Annotated in this window: 11 protein-coding genes; 4 read left to right on the top strand and 7 right to left on the bottom strand. The window is 71.2% G+C overall.

Features of this window, described 5'->3' with window-relative positions; genetic code table 11:
• Positions 1-308: 308 nt before the first annotated feature.
• The 3 genes from GIS00_RS00285 to GIS00_RS00275 form a co-directional block, all read right to left on the bottom strand.
• Positions 309-1,385, bottom strand: a complete 1,077-nt coding sequence (locus tag GIS00_RS00285) for an NADH:flavin oxidoreductase (protein WP_322097291.1) — start codon at positions 1,383-1,385, stop codon at positions 309-311.
• A 193-nt stretch (positions 1,386-1,578) separates the two neighbouring features.
• Positions 1,579-2,202 (bottom strand): hypothetical protein, encoded by a 624-nt coding sequence (locus GIS00_RS00280; protein ID WP_154766454.1) that lies wholly within the window; start codon positions 2,200-2,202, stop codon positions 1,579-1,581.
• A gap of 118 nt (positions 2,203-2,320) precedes the next feature.
• A complete protein-coding gene (locus GIS00_RS00275; protein ID WP_154766453.1) occupies positions 2,321-3,565 on the bottom strand; it encodes an alpha/beta hydrolase family protein in 1,245 nt (414 codons plus the stop codon).
• Positions 3,566-3,850: 285 nt separating this feature from the next.
• On the opposite strand from GIS00_RS00275, the gene GIS00_RS00270 reads away from it, so the two are divergent.
• Positions 3,851-4,363 carry a DUF6790 family protein gene (locus tag GIS00_RS00270; RefSeq protein ID WP_154766452.1) on the top strand — a complete coding sequence of 171 codons (513 nt, stop codon included), beginning with the start codon at positions 3,851-3,853 and terminating at the stop codon, positions 4,361-4,363.
• A 143-nt stretch (positions 4,364-4,506) separates the two neighbouring features.
• Here GIS00_RS00270 and GIS00_RS00265 read toward each other — a convergent pair whose 3' ends face one another.
• The 3 genes from GIS00_RS00265 to GIS00_RS00255 all read right to left on the bottom strand — a co-directional run bounded on the left by GIS00_RS00265 (position 4,507) and on the right by GIS00_RS00255 (position 9,473).
• Positions 4,507-5,853, bottom strand: a complete 1,347-nt coding sequence (locus GIS00_RS00265; protein ID WP_154766451.1) for an MFS transporter — start codon at positions 5,851-5,853, stop codon at positions 4,507-4,509.
• Complete coding sequence (locus GIS00_RS28720) at positions 5,846-8,527, bottom strand: LuxR C-terminal-related transcriptional regulator (RefSeq protein ID WP_322097289.1); 2,682 nt, start codon at positions 8,525-8,527, stop codon at positions 5,846-5,848. Before GIS00_RS28720 ends, GIS00_RS00265 begins: the two co-directional genes overlap by 8 nt.
• Before the next feature lie 118 nt (positions 8,528-8,645).
• A complete protein-coding gene (locus GIS00_RS00255) occupies positions 8,646-9,473 on the bottom strand; it encodes an oxidoreductase (RefSeq protein WP_154766449.1) in 828 nt (275 codons plus the stop codon).
• A 292-nt stretch (positions 9,474-9,765) separates the two neighbouring features.
• Here GIS00_RS00255 and GIS00_RS00250 point away from each other — a divergent pair, with 292 nt between their 5' ends.
• Genes GIS00_RS00250 through GIS00_RS00240 form a run of 3 tightly spaced genes read left to right on the top strand, consistent with a single transcriptional unit; the run spans position 9,766 to position 13,857 of the window.
• A complete protein-coding gene (locus tag GIS00_RS00250; RefSeq protein WP_154766448.1) occupies positions 9,766-11,340 on the top strand; it encodes a Re/Si-specific NAD(P)(+) transhydrogenase subunit alpha in 1,575 nt (524 codons plus the stop codon).
• A 1-nt stretch (position 11,341) separates the two neighbouring features.
• Complete coding sequence (locus GIS00_RS00245; protein WP_322097288.1) at positions 11,342-12,766, top strand: NAD(P)(+) transhydrogenase (Re/Si-specific) subunit beta; 1,425 nt, start codon at positions 11,342-11,344, stop codon at positions 12,764-12,766.
• A gap of 38 nt (positions 12,767-12,804) precedes the next feature.
• On the top strand, positions 12,805-13,857 hold the full coding sequence (locus tag GIS00_RS00240; protein WP_154766447.1) for an aldo/keto reductase: 1,053 nt from the start codon (positions 12,805-12,807) through the stop codon (positions 13,855-13,857).
• 59 nt (positions 13,858-13,916) lie between these two features.
• Here the strand turns inward: GIS00_RS00240 and GIS00_RS00235 are convergent, their stop codons facing one another.
• Positions 13,917-14,897 carry an aldo/keto reductase gene (locus GIS00_RS00235; protein WP_255454700.1) on the bottom strand — a complete coding sequence of 327 codons (981 nt, stop codon included), beginning with the start codon at positions 14,895-14,897 and terminating at the stop codon, positions 13,917-13,919.
• Between the last annotated feature and the right edge of the window lie 19 nt (positions 14,898-14,916).

Raw genomic sequence — 14,916 nt, 5'->3', positions numbered from 1 at the left:
GCGCGAGACGGTCGGCGGGGTGGCAGATCTGGATGGACGGCGCGCGTGGCGAGGTGGGCGCTCCCGCGTCCTCAGCCCCCGGAGCTCGGATCAGGGCGGGTCCTGGTTGCCGGCCCGTCGGGGCGGAACCGGGCCATCCCGTCTGTGCTGTGGTCCACGGTGTCCATCCTAGGGTCGACCGCAGGAGTGCAAGGCCTCCCAGGGGTGCCCTGTCGGTACACCCCTTCCCGGGGAACGCACGCCCGCGGTTCCGGCAACGTGCACCCGTGGGGCCGCGGAAGGAGTCGGTGGCGGCGGGCGTCCCCGGCTCAGCCCTTGGCGACGAAGTCGGGCCAGTTCTGGTCGATGTAGTCGACGAAGACCGGCGAAAGGAACTCGCCGCGCAGGTGGTCCGCCGCCACCGGCGGCGAGAGCGGGACGAAGTCGTTGTCCTGCAGTACCTTTCGGGCGAAGTCGTGATGCAGCACCCCACCGAAGCCGACTCCGACGAAGTCGACGGAGCGGTCCAGGCACCAGTCGACGTCCGCCCGGGAGAGGACCTTCCCGGCCACCCCGAGCCGGGTGCCGTGCCGGGGCAGGTCGACGAAGTGATCGATGAGCAGCCCGTGGTCCCCGAACCGGGATCCGGCGAACACGTCCCACAACGAGACGTCCAGGTAGTCGAGCAGCCCGGACGCCAGCATCAGCCGGGCGAGCTCCCGTCCCTCGTCCAGCGTGACTCCGTATCCCTCCGGCGAGATCCGAAGTCCCACCTGGAATTCCGGGACGGTAACCCGCCGGATCTCCTCCAGCACCTCGACGTACACGCGCATCCTGTTCTCGAAGGAACCGCCGTAGCCGTCGTCGCGGTGGTTGCGCCGGGCATCCAGGAACTGTCCGAGCAGGTAGCCGTGTGCGCCGTGCACCTCCACGCCGTCGAACCCGGCCTGCTCGGCCAGCCGGGCCGCGGAGGCAAAGTCGGCCACTGCCCGGGTGATGTCGTCGGTGCTCATCGCCGTCATCGCCGACCCGGGCTTCACCCACGGCCCGACCAGCGGCAGACCGGTCAGCGCCGGGTCGGCCCGGATGCCACCGTGGTGCAACTGCACGACGGACCGCGCTCCCGCTGCGGACAGGCCGTCGGCGAGCCTGCGCAGGCCCGGGAGGTGCCGGTCGCCGGCGACCCCGAGCTGGCCGGCCCAGGCCTGCCCCGACGGCGAGATGAAGGCCGCGCAGGTCCGGGCCATCCCGAACCCGCCCCGCGCCCTGGCCACCAGCCACTCGTACTCGTCGTCGGAGAGGCTCCCGTCCGGATGGCTCTGGGTGTTCGTCAGCGGCGCCAGCGCAAGACGGTTGTCCCACGACGGCCCGCGCGGGAAGGTCAAGGCTTCGGCCGGCGATGTCACAGTGCTCCTCGCGATGTCACGGTGCCCCCTCGTCGATGCGCGTGGGCACCGGATCAGTCGCCCGACCCCGATTCTGCCCGGACTCCGTCGCAGCACGGCCCGGCGGGGTCGGCCCCGTGGGGGAATCCGACAACGGCGGAGCCGGCCCGGTCGACGTGTCCGGGCCGGCGCTCTCCACCGCGGGACAGCGGGATCAGCCCCGTTGCGCTGCGGCCGCGGCCGGGTTCGAGGCACCGGCCGTCAGTGCCTGGGTGGCCTTGTAGCCGGCGAAGACCAGCGCGGCCGGGACGACCCAGTTGAGCAGCAGTCCTGCAGGCCCGGTGGCGTTGATGGTACCGCCGGCGACGGAACCGGCCGGATCGAGGTAGCCGGCGAGGAGGTGACTGCCGGCCATGGCGAGCATGACGACACCCCAGACAGCGCTGATCTTCCGGTTCACCGCGCGGAACACGGGCGAGTGCCAGTACTCCTGCGGCACCGACTCACGGGCGTACTGCTCGGAGAAGGGCAGGACAGCGGCGGATGCCAGCATCACCACACCCAGCAGCGCGGCGGCGCTGCCCCGACCGTAGTCGGCGACCCAGGTGGCGGCGTCGGTGCCGCCGGCGAAGGCGACGACGGCGAACCCGCCGAAGACGAGCACACCGGTCACATCGATGATCTTGATGCCGCGCAGGCCGTCCTTGACCATCAACGCCAGCGCGGTGACGACGGCGGCGACCGCCGCCAGGCCGGCCACGGTCGCGCCGGCCCGGTGGACGATCAGGCTGAAGACGATCCAGGGCAGCAGGCCGAGCAGCAGACTCTTGGGGTTCATGACTCTTTCCTTGTCGGATGTGGTGTGTCGGGTGTGGGATCGGAAGTGGAGTGTCGGTTCTGGCGGGGAATGACGGTGGAGATGCTGTGGTGGAACGGTTCTCGGCGGTGCCGGCCGTTCAGTGGGCCAGCTGCTCGTCCAGCCAGTCGAAGATCCGCTGTTCGGTGAGCTCCCGGGCCATCGGCTGGCAGTGGAACCGGGCGCCCTCCTCTGCGGTGAAGGTGCAGAGCCCGGCGCCGGCCACCAGCCCCACCAGCTCCTCCGACTGTCCGGGGAAGAACTGCTCGTCCGGGCAGTCGGTGACGAGCAGCGGGGTGGCGATCGTTCCGGCGACCGCGGTCAGGTCGAACCGCCGTACCTGATCGAGAGTGGCTGCGAAACCGGAGGTCCCGTACGGGCGGGCCCGGAAGTTCCAGGTCCGTAGCCCGGCGGCGCCTCCCGCCGCGGCGAGCCCTGCCGCCATCTGCCGCTCGAAGGTCGCGATGTCGCCGGCCAGGTACATGTCCACCAGTGGTGCGGGGATGTTCGCCAGCCAGGTCCGCCCGACGTCCACCACCCCGCCGTCGACCACCGCCGCGACGAACCGGTGCTCGGTGGCCAACGCCTGCGGCAGCCAGTAGCCGCCTTGGCTGATCGCGGAGGCGCACAATCGATCCGGATCGACATCCGTTCGCTCCACGAGGACGTCGATCACCGACGTCAGGACCGGGCCCCAGTCCGGGTCGAACGGGATGCCCCGCTCGAACAGCATGGACTGCTGGCCGGGACCGTCGAAGAGCAGCACGTTGTACCCGCGCTCGAGCGCTCCCTCCGCACCCTCGGCCCACAGCCCGCTCAGTGATCCGTCGCTGCCGTTCACCATGACCAGTGTCCGGCGGCGCTCCCTGGTCGCGTCCGGGCGGAAGAACCAACCGGGCATGGTCGTTGTCCCGTAGGGGATGTCGATCCGCTCGACCGGCCACCGGGTGGTCGCGACGAACCCGTCCCAGGCGGCGCGGTGCTCCCGGAAGGTCGGCAGCAGCAGGGAGTCGTCACCGCCGAGCCCGTCGATCGCGGACACGGCCGTCGCGAAGTAGGTGGCGGCGCGCAGGTTCGCCCTGGCCGCGGACACCCGGTGCCCGCCGGCCTCGCTCGTCAGTGCGACCTCGCGGATGCGACGACCCAGAGCCACCCAGGCGTCGAACCAGGCGCGGTGGTCGTCCTCCGTTACCGCGGCAATGGTGGCGAGCACCTCGCCGGCGTCGGCGCAGCCGCGGGAAGCCTTGCCGAGCAGCGAGCGGACGGTGTAGTCGCGGTCGTCGGCGAAGAAGCCGGTGTCGTAGACGCGGTGGGCATCGCTGCAGGACGGTGCGATGGTGGGCATGACTCACTCTCTTGTCGTGACAGGGCATCCGGAGGCACGTCGCCGGCCGGGACCGACGGCCTGCCCGATCAACCGGGCCACCGGGCCGCCGTGGTGTCACCACCGTAGGAACCGGCACCATGGGCAACATCCGCCAACTGACGTAGATCCGTCCACCGACCCACACCGGGCCGCCGTTGCCGCCCGGCGGACGGAATCTACGTACTTCGGCGGATGTTGTGGCGCGCGGTCGCCGGCAGAGTTCTCCCTGTCAGCAACCCCCACTCCCCGAAGGAAGCTCCTCCCATGACCACCACCGTCGCCCCGATCCAGTCCGGCCCGAAGTCGAAGGTCCACGCCCTGATCGGTGGCCTGCTGCCCTTCATCGGGCTCATCCTGTTCGTCGGTGCCACCGTCAAGCAGCTGGCCGGCGGCCTGGGCCAGGGATGGCAGCAGGAGATGCTGGGCAACGGCGTCACCTACCTGATCGGCACCGCGATGCTCGGCGCCGGCATCGCCCACCTGCTGTTCGGCAAGCACATCTCGAAGACGATCGGGTTCAAGTCCGACCGGTACGAGTTCGAGGTCGGCGCCGCCGATTTCGCGATGGGTCTGGTCGCGTTGTTGGTCGCGGGTTCCGCGCCGGAGATGTGGTGGCCGGTCATCCTGATCAGCTCGATCTTCCGCGTCCTGTGCGGCGTCGGTCACATCCGGTCCATGATCCAGGACCGCAACTTCGCCCCGAACAACACCCTCATCCTGTTCGTCAACTTCGCGGTGCCGGTCTTCCTGGTCGCTGCGTACCTCGCCTGGTTCTGATCAACGGCCTGCGAGCGCTCCCCCTCACACACCGGCGACGGGCCGCCTCCGCGGCCCGTCGTCGTGTCGTCACCCGGCCCGGATCTGCCCGCGCGGGCGCGTCAAGCGGAAAAAGACCCGCGCCCCGTCCTCGTGCTACGGGGTCAAGGCAGCCGATCGTTCGCGGCCAGGTCCACATCCCTGGTCTCCGGTCCGAGGGCGGCACCGACCAGCACCAGGATCCCGGCGAGCGCGACCAGGACGGGCGGCGCGAACCCGTCCGGGAGCACCCGGCCGAGCCCGGAGAGGTAGAAGGCGTAGAACGCCGGTATCACCAGCGCCAGGCTGTATCCGACGCCGAACCCGGTCGCCCGCAGCTGCGACGGGAACCGCTCGGTCAGGTACGCCGCGATCGGACCCAGCGTGCCCAGCGTGAGCACCCCGAGGACGGCGACCAGCACGAGCGCGCCGGCAGGACCGGGGCGTGCAGTCATCAGCAACAGGTACAGACCGCTGCCGAGCACGGCCATGACGACGCCGTACCCCAGGTAGAACGGCCGCCGCCCCCACCGCTGGGAGAGCGCTCCCCACAACGGGAGTGACAGGGCGAGCGCGATCGCCTCGACCGCCATCGTCAGCGAGACCTGCGGCCCCGTCAGGCCCAACCGGCTCCCGAGCAGCCCGGGCAGGACGGCACTCACCATGTTGTTGGCCAACCACACCCCGGACATCAGCACCAGCACCTGCAGCAGGGCACGCCGGTGCGGGCCGGTCAGCAGTTGGGCCAGCGGACTCCGCTCACGGGCCGAGCTGCGCCGGGTCTCCGGCTCCCGGACGCGCCGGCCGTAGTGCACGACGAGGGCGAACGCGAGGAGGCCGACCACCACGAACGGGATCCGCCACCCCCATCGGGCATAGGCCGAGTCCGACCCGTCCGACGGGATCAGCTGCTGCAGCAGCAGGGTCACCAGGGCGAGGGTGGCGTAGGCCGTCGGTGCGGCGGCAAGGACGAGCCCGGCGACCACACCCCGGCGCCGCGGCGCCGACCACTCCATCGCCAGCGGCACCGCCGCCGTGTACGCACCACCGAGGAACACGCCGTTGACCGCCCGTAGCGCGATCAGCGCGCCGATCGAGAAGTACCCCGCCGTACCGGCTCCCGGTAGCGCGGCGATCAGCAGCGTGACCACACCGAACCCCGCCGTGGCGATCTGCGTGGTCCGGACCCGGCCCCGGATGTCGGCGCGGTGCCCGAAGACCATGGCCCCGAGCGGGCGGGTGACCAGGGTGGCGGCGAACACCAACGCGGTCAGCACCGCGCTTGTCGACGCGCTGACATCAGCCGGCACGAAGTAGCCGCCGATCGAGGCGAGAACCAGCACCGGGAGATAGATGTCGAGCTGGTCGACGAAGAAGGCAAGGATCCCGGCCCGGAGCGCAGCGGTACGGCTCCGGCGGTCGGTGCGGTCGGGTCCGGCGCCCACGGTCCCGGCGGGGAGAGGGTCAGTCAAGGCCGGCGTCCGCCCGGCGGGCGAAGAGCGCTGCCAACTCGACCCGGGACCGCAGGTCCAGCTTGCGCAGGATGTTCGAGACGTGGGTCTGCACGGTGCGCGGCGACACGTAGAGCTGATCGGCGATCTGCGGGCTGGTCAGGCCCTGCGACACGCGCTGCGCCACGAGCGATTCCGTCGGCGTCAGGCTCGCCAGGCCGGTCGCCGGTCTGCCCCGGGCACCGGTCGCCCCCAACCGGACCCCGTGGTCGCGCAACCGGGACGCGAGCCGCCGGTCCACCGTCACCGCACCGAGTGCGGAGCTGTGGTGGCGGCACCGGTCGGCATACGTCCGAGCGGCATCCCGGTCCCCGGCCGCGGCGGCCGCGACCGCGGCTTCCTCCCAACCCTGCATCTCACCGATCGCCGAACCGGAGGCACCCAGTGCCCCCGCCGCGATGCGTGCGGCCTCCGGATCCGCCTCGGAGATGGCGGTCACCAGACCGGGAACCGCTGCGAGCACCGGAACCTCGTCGAGCGGGACGCTGCCGATCTCCCGGCGGATCCGTTGCAGCAGGCCGTCGTCACCACTGCGCAGGGCGAGCCTGGCCAGATCCGGCCCCGCCAGCAGGGCCCACAGCAGCCGGCCGGAGTCGAGTGGCCCGGACCAGACCCGCGGCGTCAGCCGCCGGACCTCCGCCAGGTCACCGCGGGCCTCGGCGAGCAGCACCTCCGCCAGCGGCACCCAGGGCAATCCGAACTGATCGGGGTGCCCGGTGGAATACCAGTGCCGTACCCCTGCCGCCACCTCGTCGAGCGCGCCGCGGAACACCTGGATCTGCAACTGCAGTCCGAGACCGCGGCTGCGCCAACCGGATCCGGACTCGGTGGCGATGTCCCACTGCGCCTGCAGCACCGTCAGCGCGTCGTCCCACCGGCCGGCGAAATGGTCGATGGTCCCGGCCACCAGCAGGTGCTGCGGGAACAGCCAGCCACGGCCGGTGCGCTGAGCGTTCCGCCGGGCCTGCACCGACAGCTGCCCGGCAGCCTCCGGTCCTTCCGCGTAGAGCGCGTACCAGGCCGGCCAGGTCGGTGCCGTCGCCCCGTCGCTCCAGCCGTGGGTGCCCGCGGTCTCCCGGGCCTTCTGCGCCCGCCGCACGGTCTCCAGCGCGGACCGACACCGGGCCTGCAGGAAGAGCTCCATCGAGCTGGGCACCAGCGCCGCACCGCTGGTGCCGTCGCCAGAAGTACGGCCGCCGGACAGTTCCCCGCGGCCGGCCAGCACGAGCGACCACCGGCGCAGGTGGACCAGCGGGTGCCGGTCCTGCTCCCCGACCAGGTGCGCGAGCTCCTCGTCGATGATCACCAGCGTCTCGTCCGTTCGTGCCGCATCGACCATGCTGTGCAACAGGAGTCGGGTCAGCAACGTGTGCGCTCCCGCGTCGCGGGTCACCGCGAGCGCGGCCCGGACGACCGTGATCACCTCGGCCATCCGGCCTGCCGCGGCCAGCGCACCGGCCCGCGCGATCGCGACCTCGTCCGCCTCCGGACTGCCGCTGCGGGTGTGCACCTGGGCGAGCAGGTCCGCGGCCTGCAGCGGTGCGTGCTGGAGATCGGTCCGGGCAGTCCGCAACGCCTCCGCGATCAACACCCCGTCGGCCAGCGAATCACCGACGTGTTGGACGATCTCGGTGGCGATGCCGCCGCTCGAGCGCAGCTCGGCCGCGCAGGCGGCGTGCAGCATCCGGCGCAGCCCGGGCAACAGGTCGGCATAGAGCACGTCCCGGTAGAGGTCGTGGGTGAAGGTCAGTTCCTCGTCGGGCGTGACCTGGAGGATCTCCAGATCGATCGCGGGGCGGACGAGCGCACGCAGCTCCTGCGCGCCGAGATCGGACAGCGTGCCCAGCACGGCGAGCGGCGCCGGCCGCCCCCAGACCGCGAGGATCTCCAGCAGCGAACGGGTCTCGGCCGACAGCTCCACGAGCTGGGCCCGCACGCTCTCCTGCACGGAGGGCAACGCGGCAGTGGTGGGCCCGGACACGATCAGGTCCGCGCGCCCGCCGCGCGCCTCGATCCGGTCGTGCCGCATCAGGTCGGACAGCAGGGATTGCAAGTGGAACGGGTTGCCGCCGGCCGCACGCAGTGCGTGCAGCAGTTCCGGTGACGGCTCGGCGTCGCAGCGTTCCCGGACGGCAGCAGCCACGCCTGCAGCATCCAGTCCGGTCACCTCGACGGTGATCACCTCCGGGTCGGCGGCCAGGGCGTCCAGGCCCTCCCGGACCGGGAAGTGCCGCCGGGTGAGCAGCAGCACCAGCGGGAGGTCCCGCGCACTGCCGACCAGCTGACCGAGCACCCGCAGCGAGTCGGCGTCGGCCTGGTGCACATCGTCGGCACACAGGGCGACCGGGCCTGCAGCGCAGAGGTTCTCGATCGTCTCCAGGATACGGTCGGCCGCACCCGGGCGGGGCGGGTACTCGGCCTTCAGCCCGACCAGCGACGAGATGACCCCGAACGGCTGGCGCCGACTGGTCTCGTCCGCCGACACCCTGGAGACGAACGCCATCTCGGTCGCCAGGTCGCGGACCAGCCGGTCCATCGTGGTCGACTTCCCGATCCCCGGCGCCCCACCGATCAGTACGACCGCGCCGCGCCGGCCGCGAATCCGCTCCCTGACCGCCGGCAGCACCTCACCCACGTCGCCGGATCGGACATGAGGAATCGTAACGGTCATACGATGATCGTATGGGCAGGTCGGAGCACCGTGCCGAGCAGGTCGACGCGATGACCGGCCGCGTCCGTGGTCGGCGGCCCGATCAGCGGAAGTCGGTACTCCGCGTCACCGCTTCCCAGGCCGCGGTTTCCGCCCGGAGCGCGTCGGCGCTCGCCGCGAACGCATCTGCGGCGTCGTTGCCCAGCAGCAGCAGCGAGGGCAGACCACCCTTGTCCACCGCATCGGCGATCACCGCGGCCGCGCGGCGGGGATCCCCGGCCTGGGTGCCGTCGGAGGTGTCGTTGACCTTCCGCCGCTTCCCCGCCGTGCCGTCGTAGTCGGCGATCCGGATCGGCGACTCCACCAGCGACCGGCCCGCGAAGTCGGTGCGGAAGGCACCGGGTTCGATCACCATCGCCTCGATCCCCAGCGGTGCGACCTCCTTGCGGAGTGACGAGGTCAGCGCCTCCAGTGCCGCCTTCACCGCGGAGTAGTAGCCGGAACCCTCCAGGCAGATCCGCGCCCCGATGGACGACAGGTTCACGATGGTGCCGCTGCGGCGTTCCCGCATCCCCGGCAACACGGCCTTGATCGTCCGGACCGCGCCGAACACATGGGTCTCGAACAGGTCCGCGACCTGCGTCTCGTCGCCCTCCTCCAGCGCCGCCCGGTACCCGTAGCCGGCGTTGTTCACCAGCACGTCGACGCCGCCGAACTCCTCCTCGGCCTGCCGCACTCCCGCGGTCACCTGGTCCGGGTCGGTGACGTCCATCCGGACCGGCAGCACCCGGCCCGGGCCGTTCCCCGCGAGGTCGGCCAGGAGATCCGGATTCCGGGCTGCGGCGACGACGTCGTGGCCGCGGCGCAGCACCTCGGCGGCCAGCGCCCGGCCCAGGCCGGACGAACTCCCGGTGATCAACCACGTCGCCATCGACACGTCCTTCTGCAGGGGATCCGGCCGCCAGGCTACGACCGGGCTGCCCCGAGCCGGCCGGGGGCACCTCTCGACGGGGATCCCCGTCCGGTCCTGTGCGGATCTGTGGGATCGTCGCCCGCGCTGCCGGCGAAAGCCCGGGAATTGTGGGCCGCGTCATGCCCGGGCGCGTGGACGTGACCGAATCTGCGTTCGTACGATGCCCGTTCGCCGTTTCCCCGGGATCCCCGGTGCCGGCGCAGAGCATGCCCGACGAAGAGCAGTGCCCGATGAGAGTGTGAGGACACCGATGTCCGTGTCGAAGAGGATCGGCGTACCGGTCGAGGGCCGGGTCGGCGAGACGCTGGTCGCCGCGACCCCACGCACCGTGAAGCAGCTGCTCGAGCTGGGCTACCAGGTGGTGGTCGAGGCCGGCGCCGGCGAGGGTGCCCAGTTCTCGGACGAGGCCTACCAGGCCGCCGGCGCCACGATCGGCACACGGCCGCAGGCGTGGGCCGCCGACCTGGTGCTTCGGGTGAACGAGCCCACCGCCGAGGAGATCGGGCTGCTGTCCGACGGGGCCGTGCTGGTCACCCGGATGGATCCGCGACCGGACCTGATCGAAGCGCTGCAGGCGCGGCGGACCACCGCGTTCTGTCTGGAGGCGATCCCGCGCATCTCCCGCGCGCAGGCGATGGACGTGCTGTCCACCATGTCCAACATCTCCGGCTACCGCGGGGTGATCGAGGGCGCCGAGGCCTACGGCGGGATGTTCGGCGGCCAGGTGACGGCGGCCGGCAAGACCGCCCCGGCGACGGTGTTCGTCATCGGCGCGGGAGTGGCCGGGCTGGCCGCGATCGGTACGGCCGGATCGCTGGGCGCGCAGGTGCGCGCCTATGACGTGCGCCCGGAGGCGCGCGAGCAGGTGCACTCGATGGGCGCCATCTTCGTGACCGGTGAGGAGACTCCCGCAGCCGCAGCCGCGGGTGCCGGTGACGGGTACGCGAAGGAGCTCAGCGACGACGAGGCGGCGCGCACCGCCCGGATCTACGCCGCCGAGTGCGCGAAGGCCGACGTCGTGCTCACCACCGCGCTGGTCCGTGGCAAGGCACCCCGCACCATCACCAAGGAGATGGTCGCCGGGATGCGGCCGGGCAGTGTCATCGTCGATCTCGCGGCTGTCGGCGGCGGGAACTGCGAGCTCACCGTGCCCGACCAGACCATCGTCACCGACAACGGCGTCACGATCGTCGGTTCCACCGACCAGCCGAGCCGGATGCCGGCGCACACCTCGCAGCTCTACGGCACCAACATCGTCAACCTGCTCAAGCTGATGACGCCCGCCAAGGACGGCGTGCTCGTGCTGGACCACGACGACGTCATCCAGCGGGCGGTGACGGTGACGCACGAGGGCACCGTGTTCTGGCCACCGCCACCGGTGCAGGTGTCGGCCGCACCCGCCGCGGCGCCCTCCGCAGCTGCGAAGACGCCGGTCCCGGCCCGCACCCCGGAGGAGACCGCCGCGGCGGAGGCGCTGCGACAGCGCCGCCGCTACGCACTCTTCGGGCTGGGAGCGGTCGCGGTCGGCGCGGCGGTGACCTTCTCGCCGGCCAGCTTCCTCGGTGCCTTCACCGTGTTCGTGCTGGCCGTCTTCGTCGGCTTCTACGTCATCACCAACGTGACGGCGTCCCTGCACACCCCGCTGATGGCGCAGACCAACGCGATCTCCGGGATCATCCTGGTCGGCGCGATGCTGCAGCTCGGCTCGGACAACGTGGCGGTGGTGGTGCTGGCGTTCCTCGCGGCGACCGTCGCGGCCGTCAACATCTTCGGCGGGTTCGGCGTGGCCGGACGCATGATCGCCATGTTCCGGAAGGACGGCTGAGGTGGACGAGCAGACCCTCGATTCCCTCGTGCAGGCGGGCTATCTCATCGCCGGTGTGCTCTTCGTGCTGTCCCTGGCCGGGCTCTCGCACCAGCGGTCGGCACGCGCCGGCAACCTGGCCGGCAAGATCGGCATGGCGCTCGCGTTGGTCGCCACCATCGCCCTGTCCCTGCGCTACTCGCAGATCGACCCGCTGATCACCGCCGGGCTGATCGTGGCGGTGCTGCTGATCGGCGCGATCGTCGGCACCGTGCTGTCCCGGCGGGTCGAGATGACCCAGATGCCCGAGATGATCGCCATCCTGCACAGTTTCGTCGGGCTGGCCGCCGTACTGGTCGGGTTCAACTCCTACCTGACCGTGCACGATGCCGACGCCGTGCACCTGGTCGAGGTCTTCCTCGGGGTGTTCATCGGCGCGGTCACCTTCACCGGTTCGATCATCGCCTACCTCAAGCTGTCGGCGAAGATGCCCTCCGCGCCGCTGACCGTTCCCGGCCGCAACACGGTGAACCTGGTGCTGGTGCTCGCGTGCCTGGTGCTGCTCGGCTGGTTCCTGGCCGCACCCTCGCTGCTGCCGCTGCTGCTGATGACGGTCCTGGCCCTGGCCCTCGGGCTGCACCTCATCGCCGCGATCGGCGGCGGTGACATGCCGGTGGTCGTCTCGATGCTCAACTCCTACTCCGGATGGGCCGCTGCCGCAGCAGGTTTCATGCTCGGCAACAACCTGCTGATCATCACCGGCGCCCTCGTCGGGTCCTCCGGCGCGATCCTCTCGTACATCATGTGCACCGCGATGAACCGATCGTTCGTGTCGGTCATCCTGGGTGGTTTCGGTGCCGAGGCGCCGTCCGGGACGAGCGCGGCCGCAGCGGATCTCGGCGAGCACCGGGAGATCACCGCGACCGGACTGGCCGAGCTGCTGGCCGACGCGCAGGACATCGTGATCGCACCGGGCTACGGCATGGCCGTCGCCAAGGCCCAGGGCCAGGTCGCCGAGCTCACCGCGGCACTGCGCGCCCAGGGCAAGACCGTCCGGTTCGCCGTGCACCCGGTCGCCGGCCGGCTGCCCGGGCACATGAACGTGCTGCTCGCCGAAGCGAAGGTGCCCTACGACATCGTGCTGGAGATGGACGAGATCCAGGACGAGCTGCCGGATGCCGACGTCGTGCTGGTCATCGGCGCCAACGACACCGTCAACCCCTCGGCCGACGACGACCCCACCTCCCCCATCGCCGGTATGCCGGTGCTGCAGGTCTGGAAGGCGGAGAACGTCGTGGTGTTCAAGCGGTCCATGGCCAGCGGGTACGCCGGCGTGCCGAACCCGCTCTTCCACCGTCCCAACACCGCCATGCTCTTCGGCGACGCCAAGGACCAGGTGGAGAAGGTCGCGGCTGCGGTCAAGGCGGCCGCCCCCGCCCGTACCTGACGGGATCGGTCCACCGGACCCCGGTCTACGCTCCGAGCATGGACTACCGTCAGCTGGGCCGGTCGGGCCTGCGCATCTCCACCGTCACGCTGGGCACCATGGGTTTCGGCGGCACCGGCTGGGCCACCCCGGTCGGTCAGATCGACGTGGCCGGCGCCCGCCGCCAGATCGACCTGGCCCGGGACGCCGGGGTCAACCTCATCGACACCGCCGACGTCTACTCGGCGGGCCTGTCCGAGGAGATCATCGGCGAGGCGCTGGGCGGGGACCGGGACGAGGTCCTGCTGGCCACCAAGGCCCGCATGCCGATGGGCGACGGCCCGAACGACGCCGGGCTGTCCCGGCACCACCTGCTCCGCGCCGCCGAGGCGAGCCTGCGCCGGTTGCGCACCGATCACATCGACCTCTACCAGGTCCACGAGTGGGACGGGCAGACCCCGCTCGAGGAGACGCTGTCCGCCCTGGACACCCTGGTGCAGTCCGGCAAGGTGCGCTACATCGGCGCGTCGAACTACGCCGCCTGGCAGCTGATGAAGGCGCTGGGCGTGTCCGAGCGGCTCGGCCTGCAGCGCTTCGTCAGTCAGCAGATCTACTACTCGCTGCAGGCCCGGGAGGCCGAGAACGAGCTGGTGCCGGTGTCTCTCGACCAGGGCCTCGGCATCCTGGTCTGGAGCCCGATCGCCGGCGGCCTGCTGTCCGGCAAGTACCGGCGCGGGCAGCAGGCCCCCGAGGGGAGCCGTCATCTGAGCGAGTGGAGCGAGCCTCCGGTGCACGACCAGGACAAGCTCTACGACACGATCGAGACCCTGGTCGGCATCGCCGACGGACACGGTGTGTCGGCCGCGCAGGTGGCGCTCGCGTACACTATGGCCAAGCCCGGGGTGACGTCGGTCATCGTCGGCGCCCGCACCGAGGAGCAGCTCACCGACAACCTCGCCGCCGCCGACCTGGCGCTCACCGCCGAGGAGATCGACGCTCTGGACCAGGTCAGCGCGCAGCCGCTGCCCTACCCCTACTGGCACCAGGCCAACACCTCGTCGGACCGGCTCTCACCCGCCGATCTCAGCCTGCTGGCCCGGCACCTGCGCTGAGCGGCGCCGCCCCCGCAGTACGACATCGCTCAGCGGGGCGGCGGTCCGGCCGGTGCGGCTCAGCGGGCACCGAGGAACTGCGGCATGTTGGAGCGGTGCCCCACGGCCTCCGGCAGGTCGTCGAGCTCGGCCAGGTCGTCGGCGGAGAGCACCAGGTCGGCGGCCGCCAGGTTCTCCTCCAGGTACTTCAGTCGTTTGGTACCCGGGATCGGGATCACCTGGGCGCCCTGGGCCAGCGTCCAGGCGATGGCCACCTGGGCCGGCGAGGCACCGAGCCGCTCCGCGACCGTCCTGATCCGGGCCACGATCAGGTCGTTGGCGTCCCGCGCCTCCGGCTGGAAACGCGGGTGCCGGGAGCGCATGTCGCGGGCATCGAACGTGGTCGCCACGGTGCCGGTGAGGAAGCCGCGGCCGAGCGGGGAGAACGGCACGAAGGCGGCGTCGTTCGCCTCGCACCACGGCAGCACCCCGGCCAGCGCATCCCTGGTCCACAGCGACATCTCGGACTGCACCGCGACGATCGGGTGCACCGCGACGGCCTGCTCGAGCTGCTGCACCGAGTACTCGCTGACACCAATGTGCCGGACCTTGCCGGCCTGCACCAGTTCCGCCATCGCGCCGACGGACTCGGCGATCGGCACGGTCGGGTCCGGCCGGTGCAGGTAGTAGAGGTCGATGACGTCCACCCCGAGCCGGTACAGGGACGCGTCCACCGCCAGCTTGATGTGCATCGGACGGCAGTCGACGTGGTTCAGGCCCAGTTCGGGATCCACCGAGACCAGTCCGGTCTTGGTCGCGATGGTCACCTCGTCACGGCGACCGGCGATCGCCTTGCCGACCAGCTTCTCGTTGACCCAGGGCCCGTAGAGCTCGGCGGTGTCGATCATGGTGACGCCGAGGTCCATCGCCCGGCGGATCACCTCGATCGAGGCCGCCTCGTCCCAGTCGGCGGGCGATCCGTAGGCACCGGTCATGCCCATGCAGCCCAGACCCAGTTCCCCGACCATGATGTCGCTCGCACCGAGTCGGCGTTGTTCCAGCACTTGTGTTCTCCTTCGG

The organism is Nakamurella alba, from assembly GCF_009707545.1.
Taxonomy (GTDB): Bacteria; Actinomycetota; Actinomycetes; order Mycobacteriales; family Nakamurellaceae; genus Nakamurella; species Nakamurella alba.
This window is presented reverse-complemented; position numbering and strand designations above follow the sequence as displayed.

What these genes read in the sequence shown, in the direction of transcription:
- GIS00_RS00255 (WP_154766449.1), bottom strand. Translation starts at nt 9,473, where the DNA reads ATGGCGACGTGGTTGATCACCGGGAGTTCGTCCGGCCTGGGCCGGGCG.
- GIS00_RS00240 (WP_154766447.1), top strand. Translation starts at nt 12,805, where the DNA reads ATGGACTACCGTCAGCTGGGCCGGTCGGGCCTGCGCATCTCCACCGTC.
- GIS00_RS00280 (WP_154766454.1), bottom strand. Translation starts at nt 2,202, where the DNA reads ATGAACCCCAAGAGTCTGCTGCTCGGCCTGCTGCCCTGGATCGTCTTC.
- GIS00_RS00270 (WP_154766452.1), top strand. Translation starts at nt 3,851, where the DNA reads ATGACCACCACCGTCGCCCCGATCCAGTCCGGCCCGAAGTCGAAGGTC.
- GIS00_RS00250 (WP_154766448.1), top strand. Translation starts at nt 9,766, where the DNA reads ATGTCCGTGTCGAAGAGGATCGGCGTACCGGTCGAGGGCCGGGTCGGC.
- GIS00_RS00275 (WP_154766453.1), bottom strand. Translation starts at nt 3,565, where the DNA reads ATGCCCACCATCGCACCGTCCTGCAGCGATGCCCACCGCGTCTACGAC.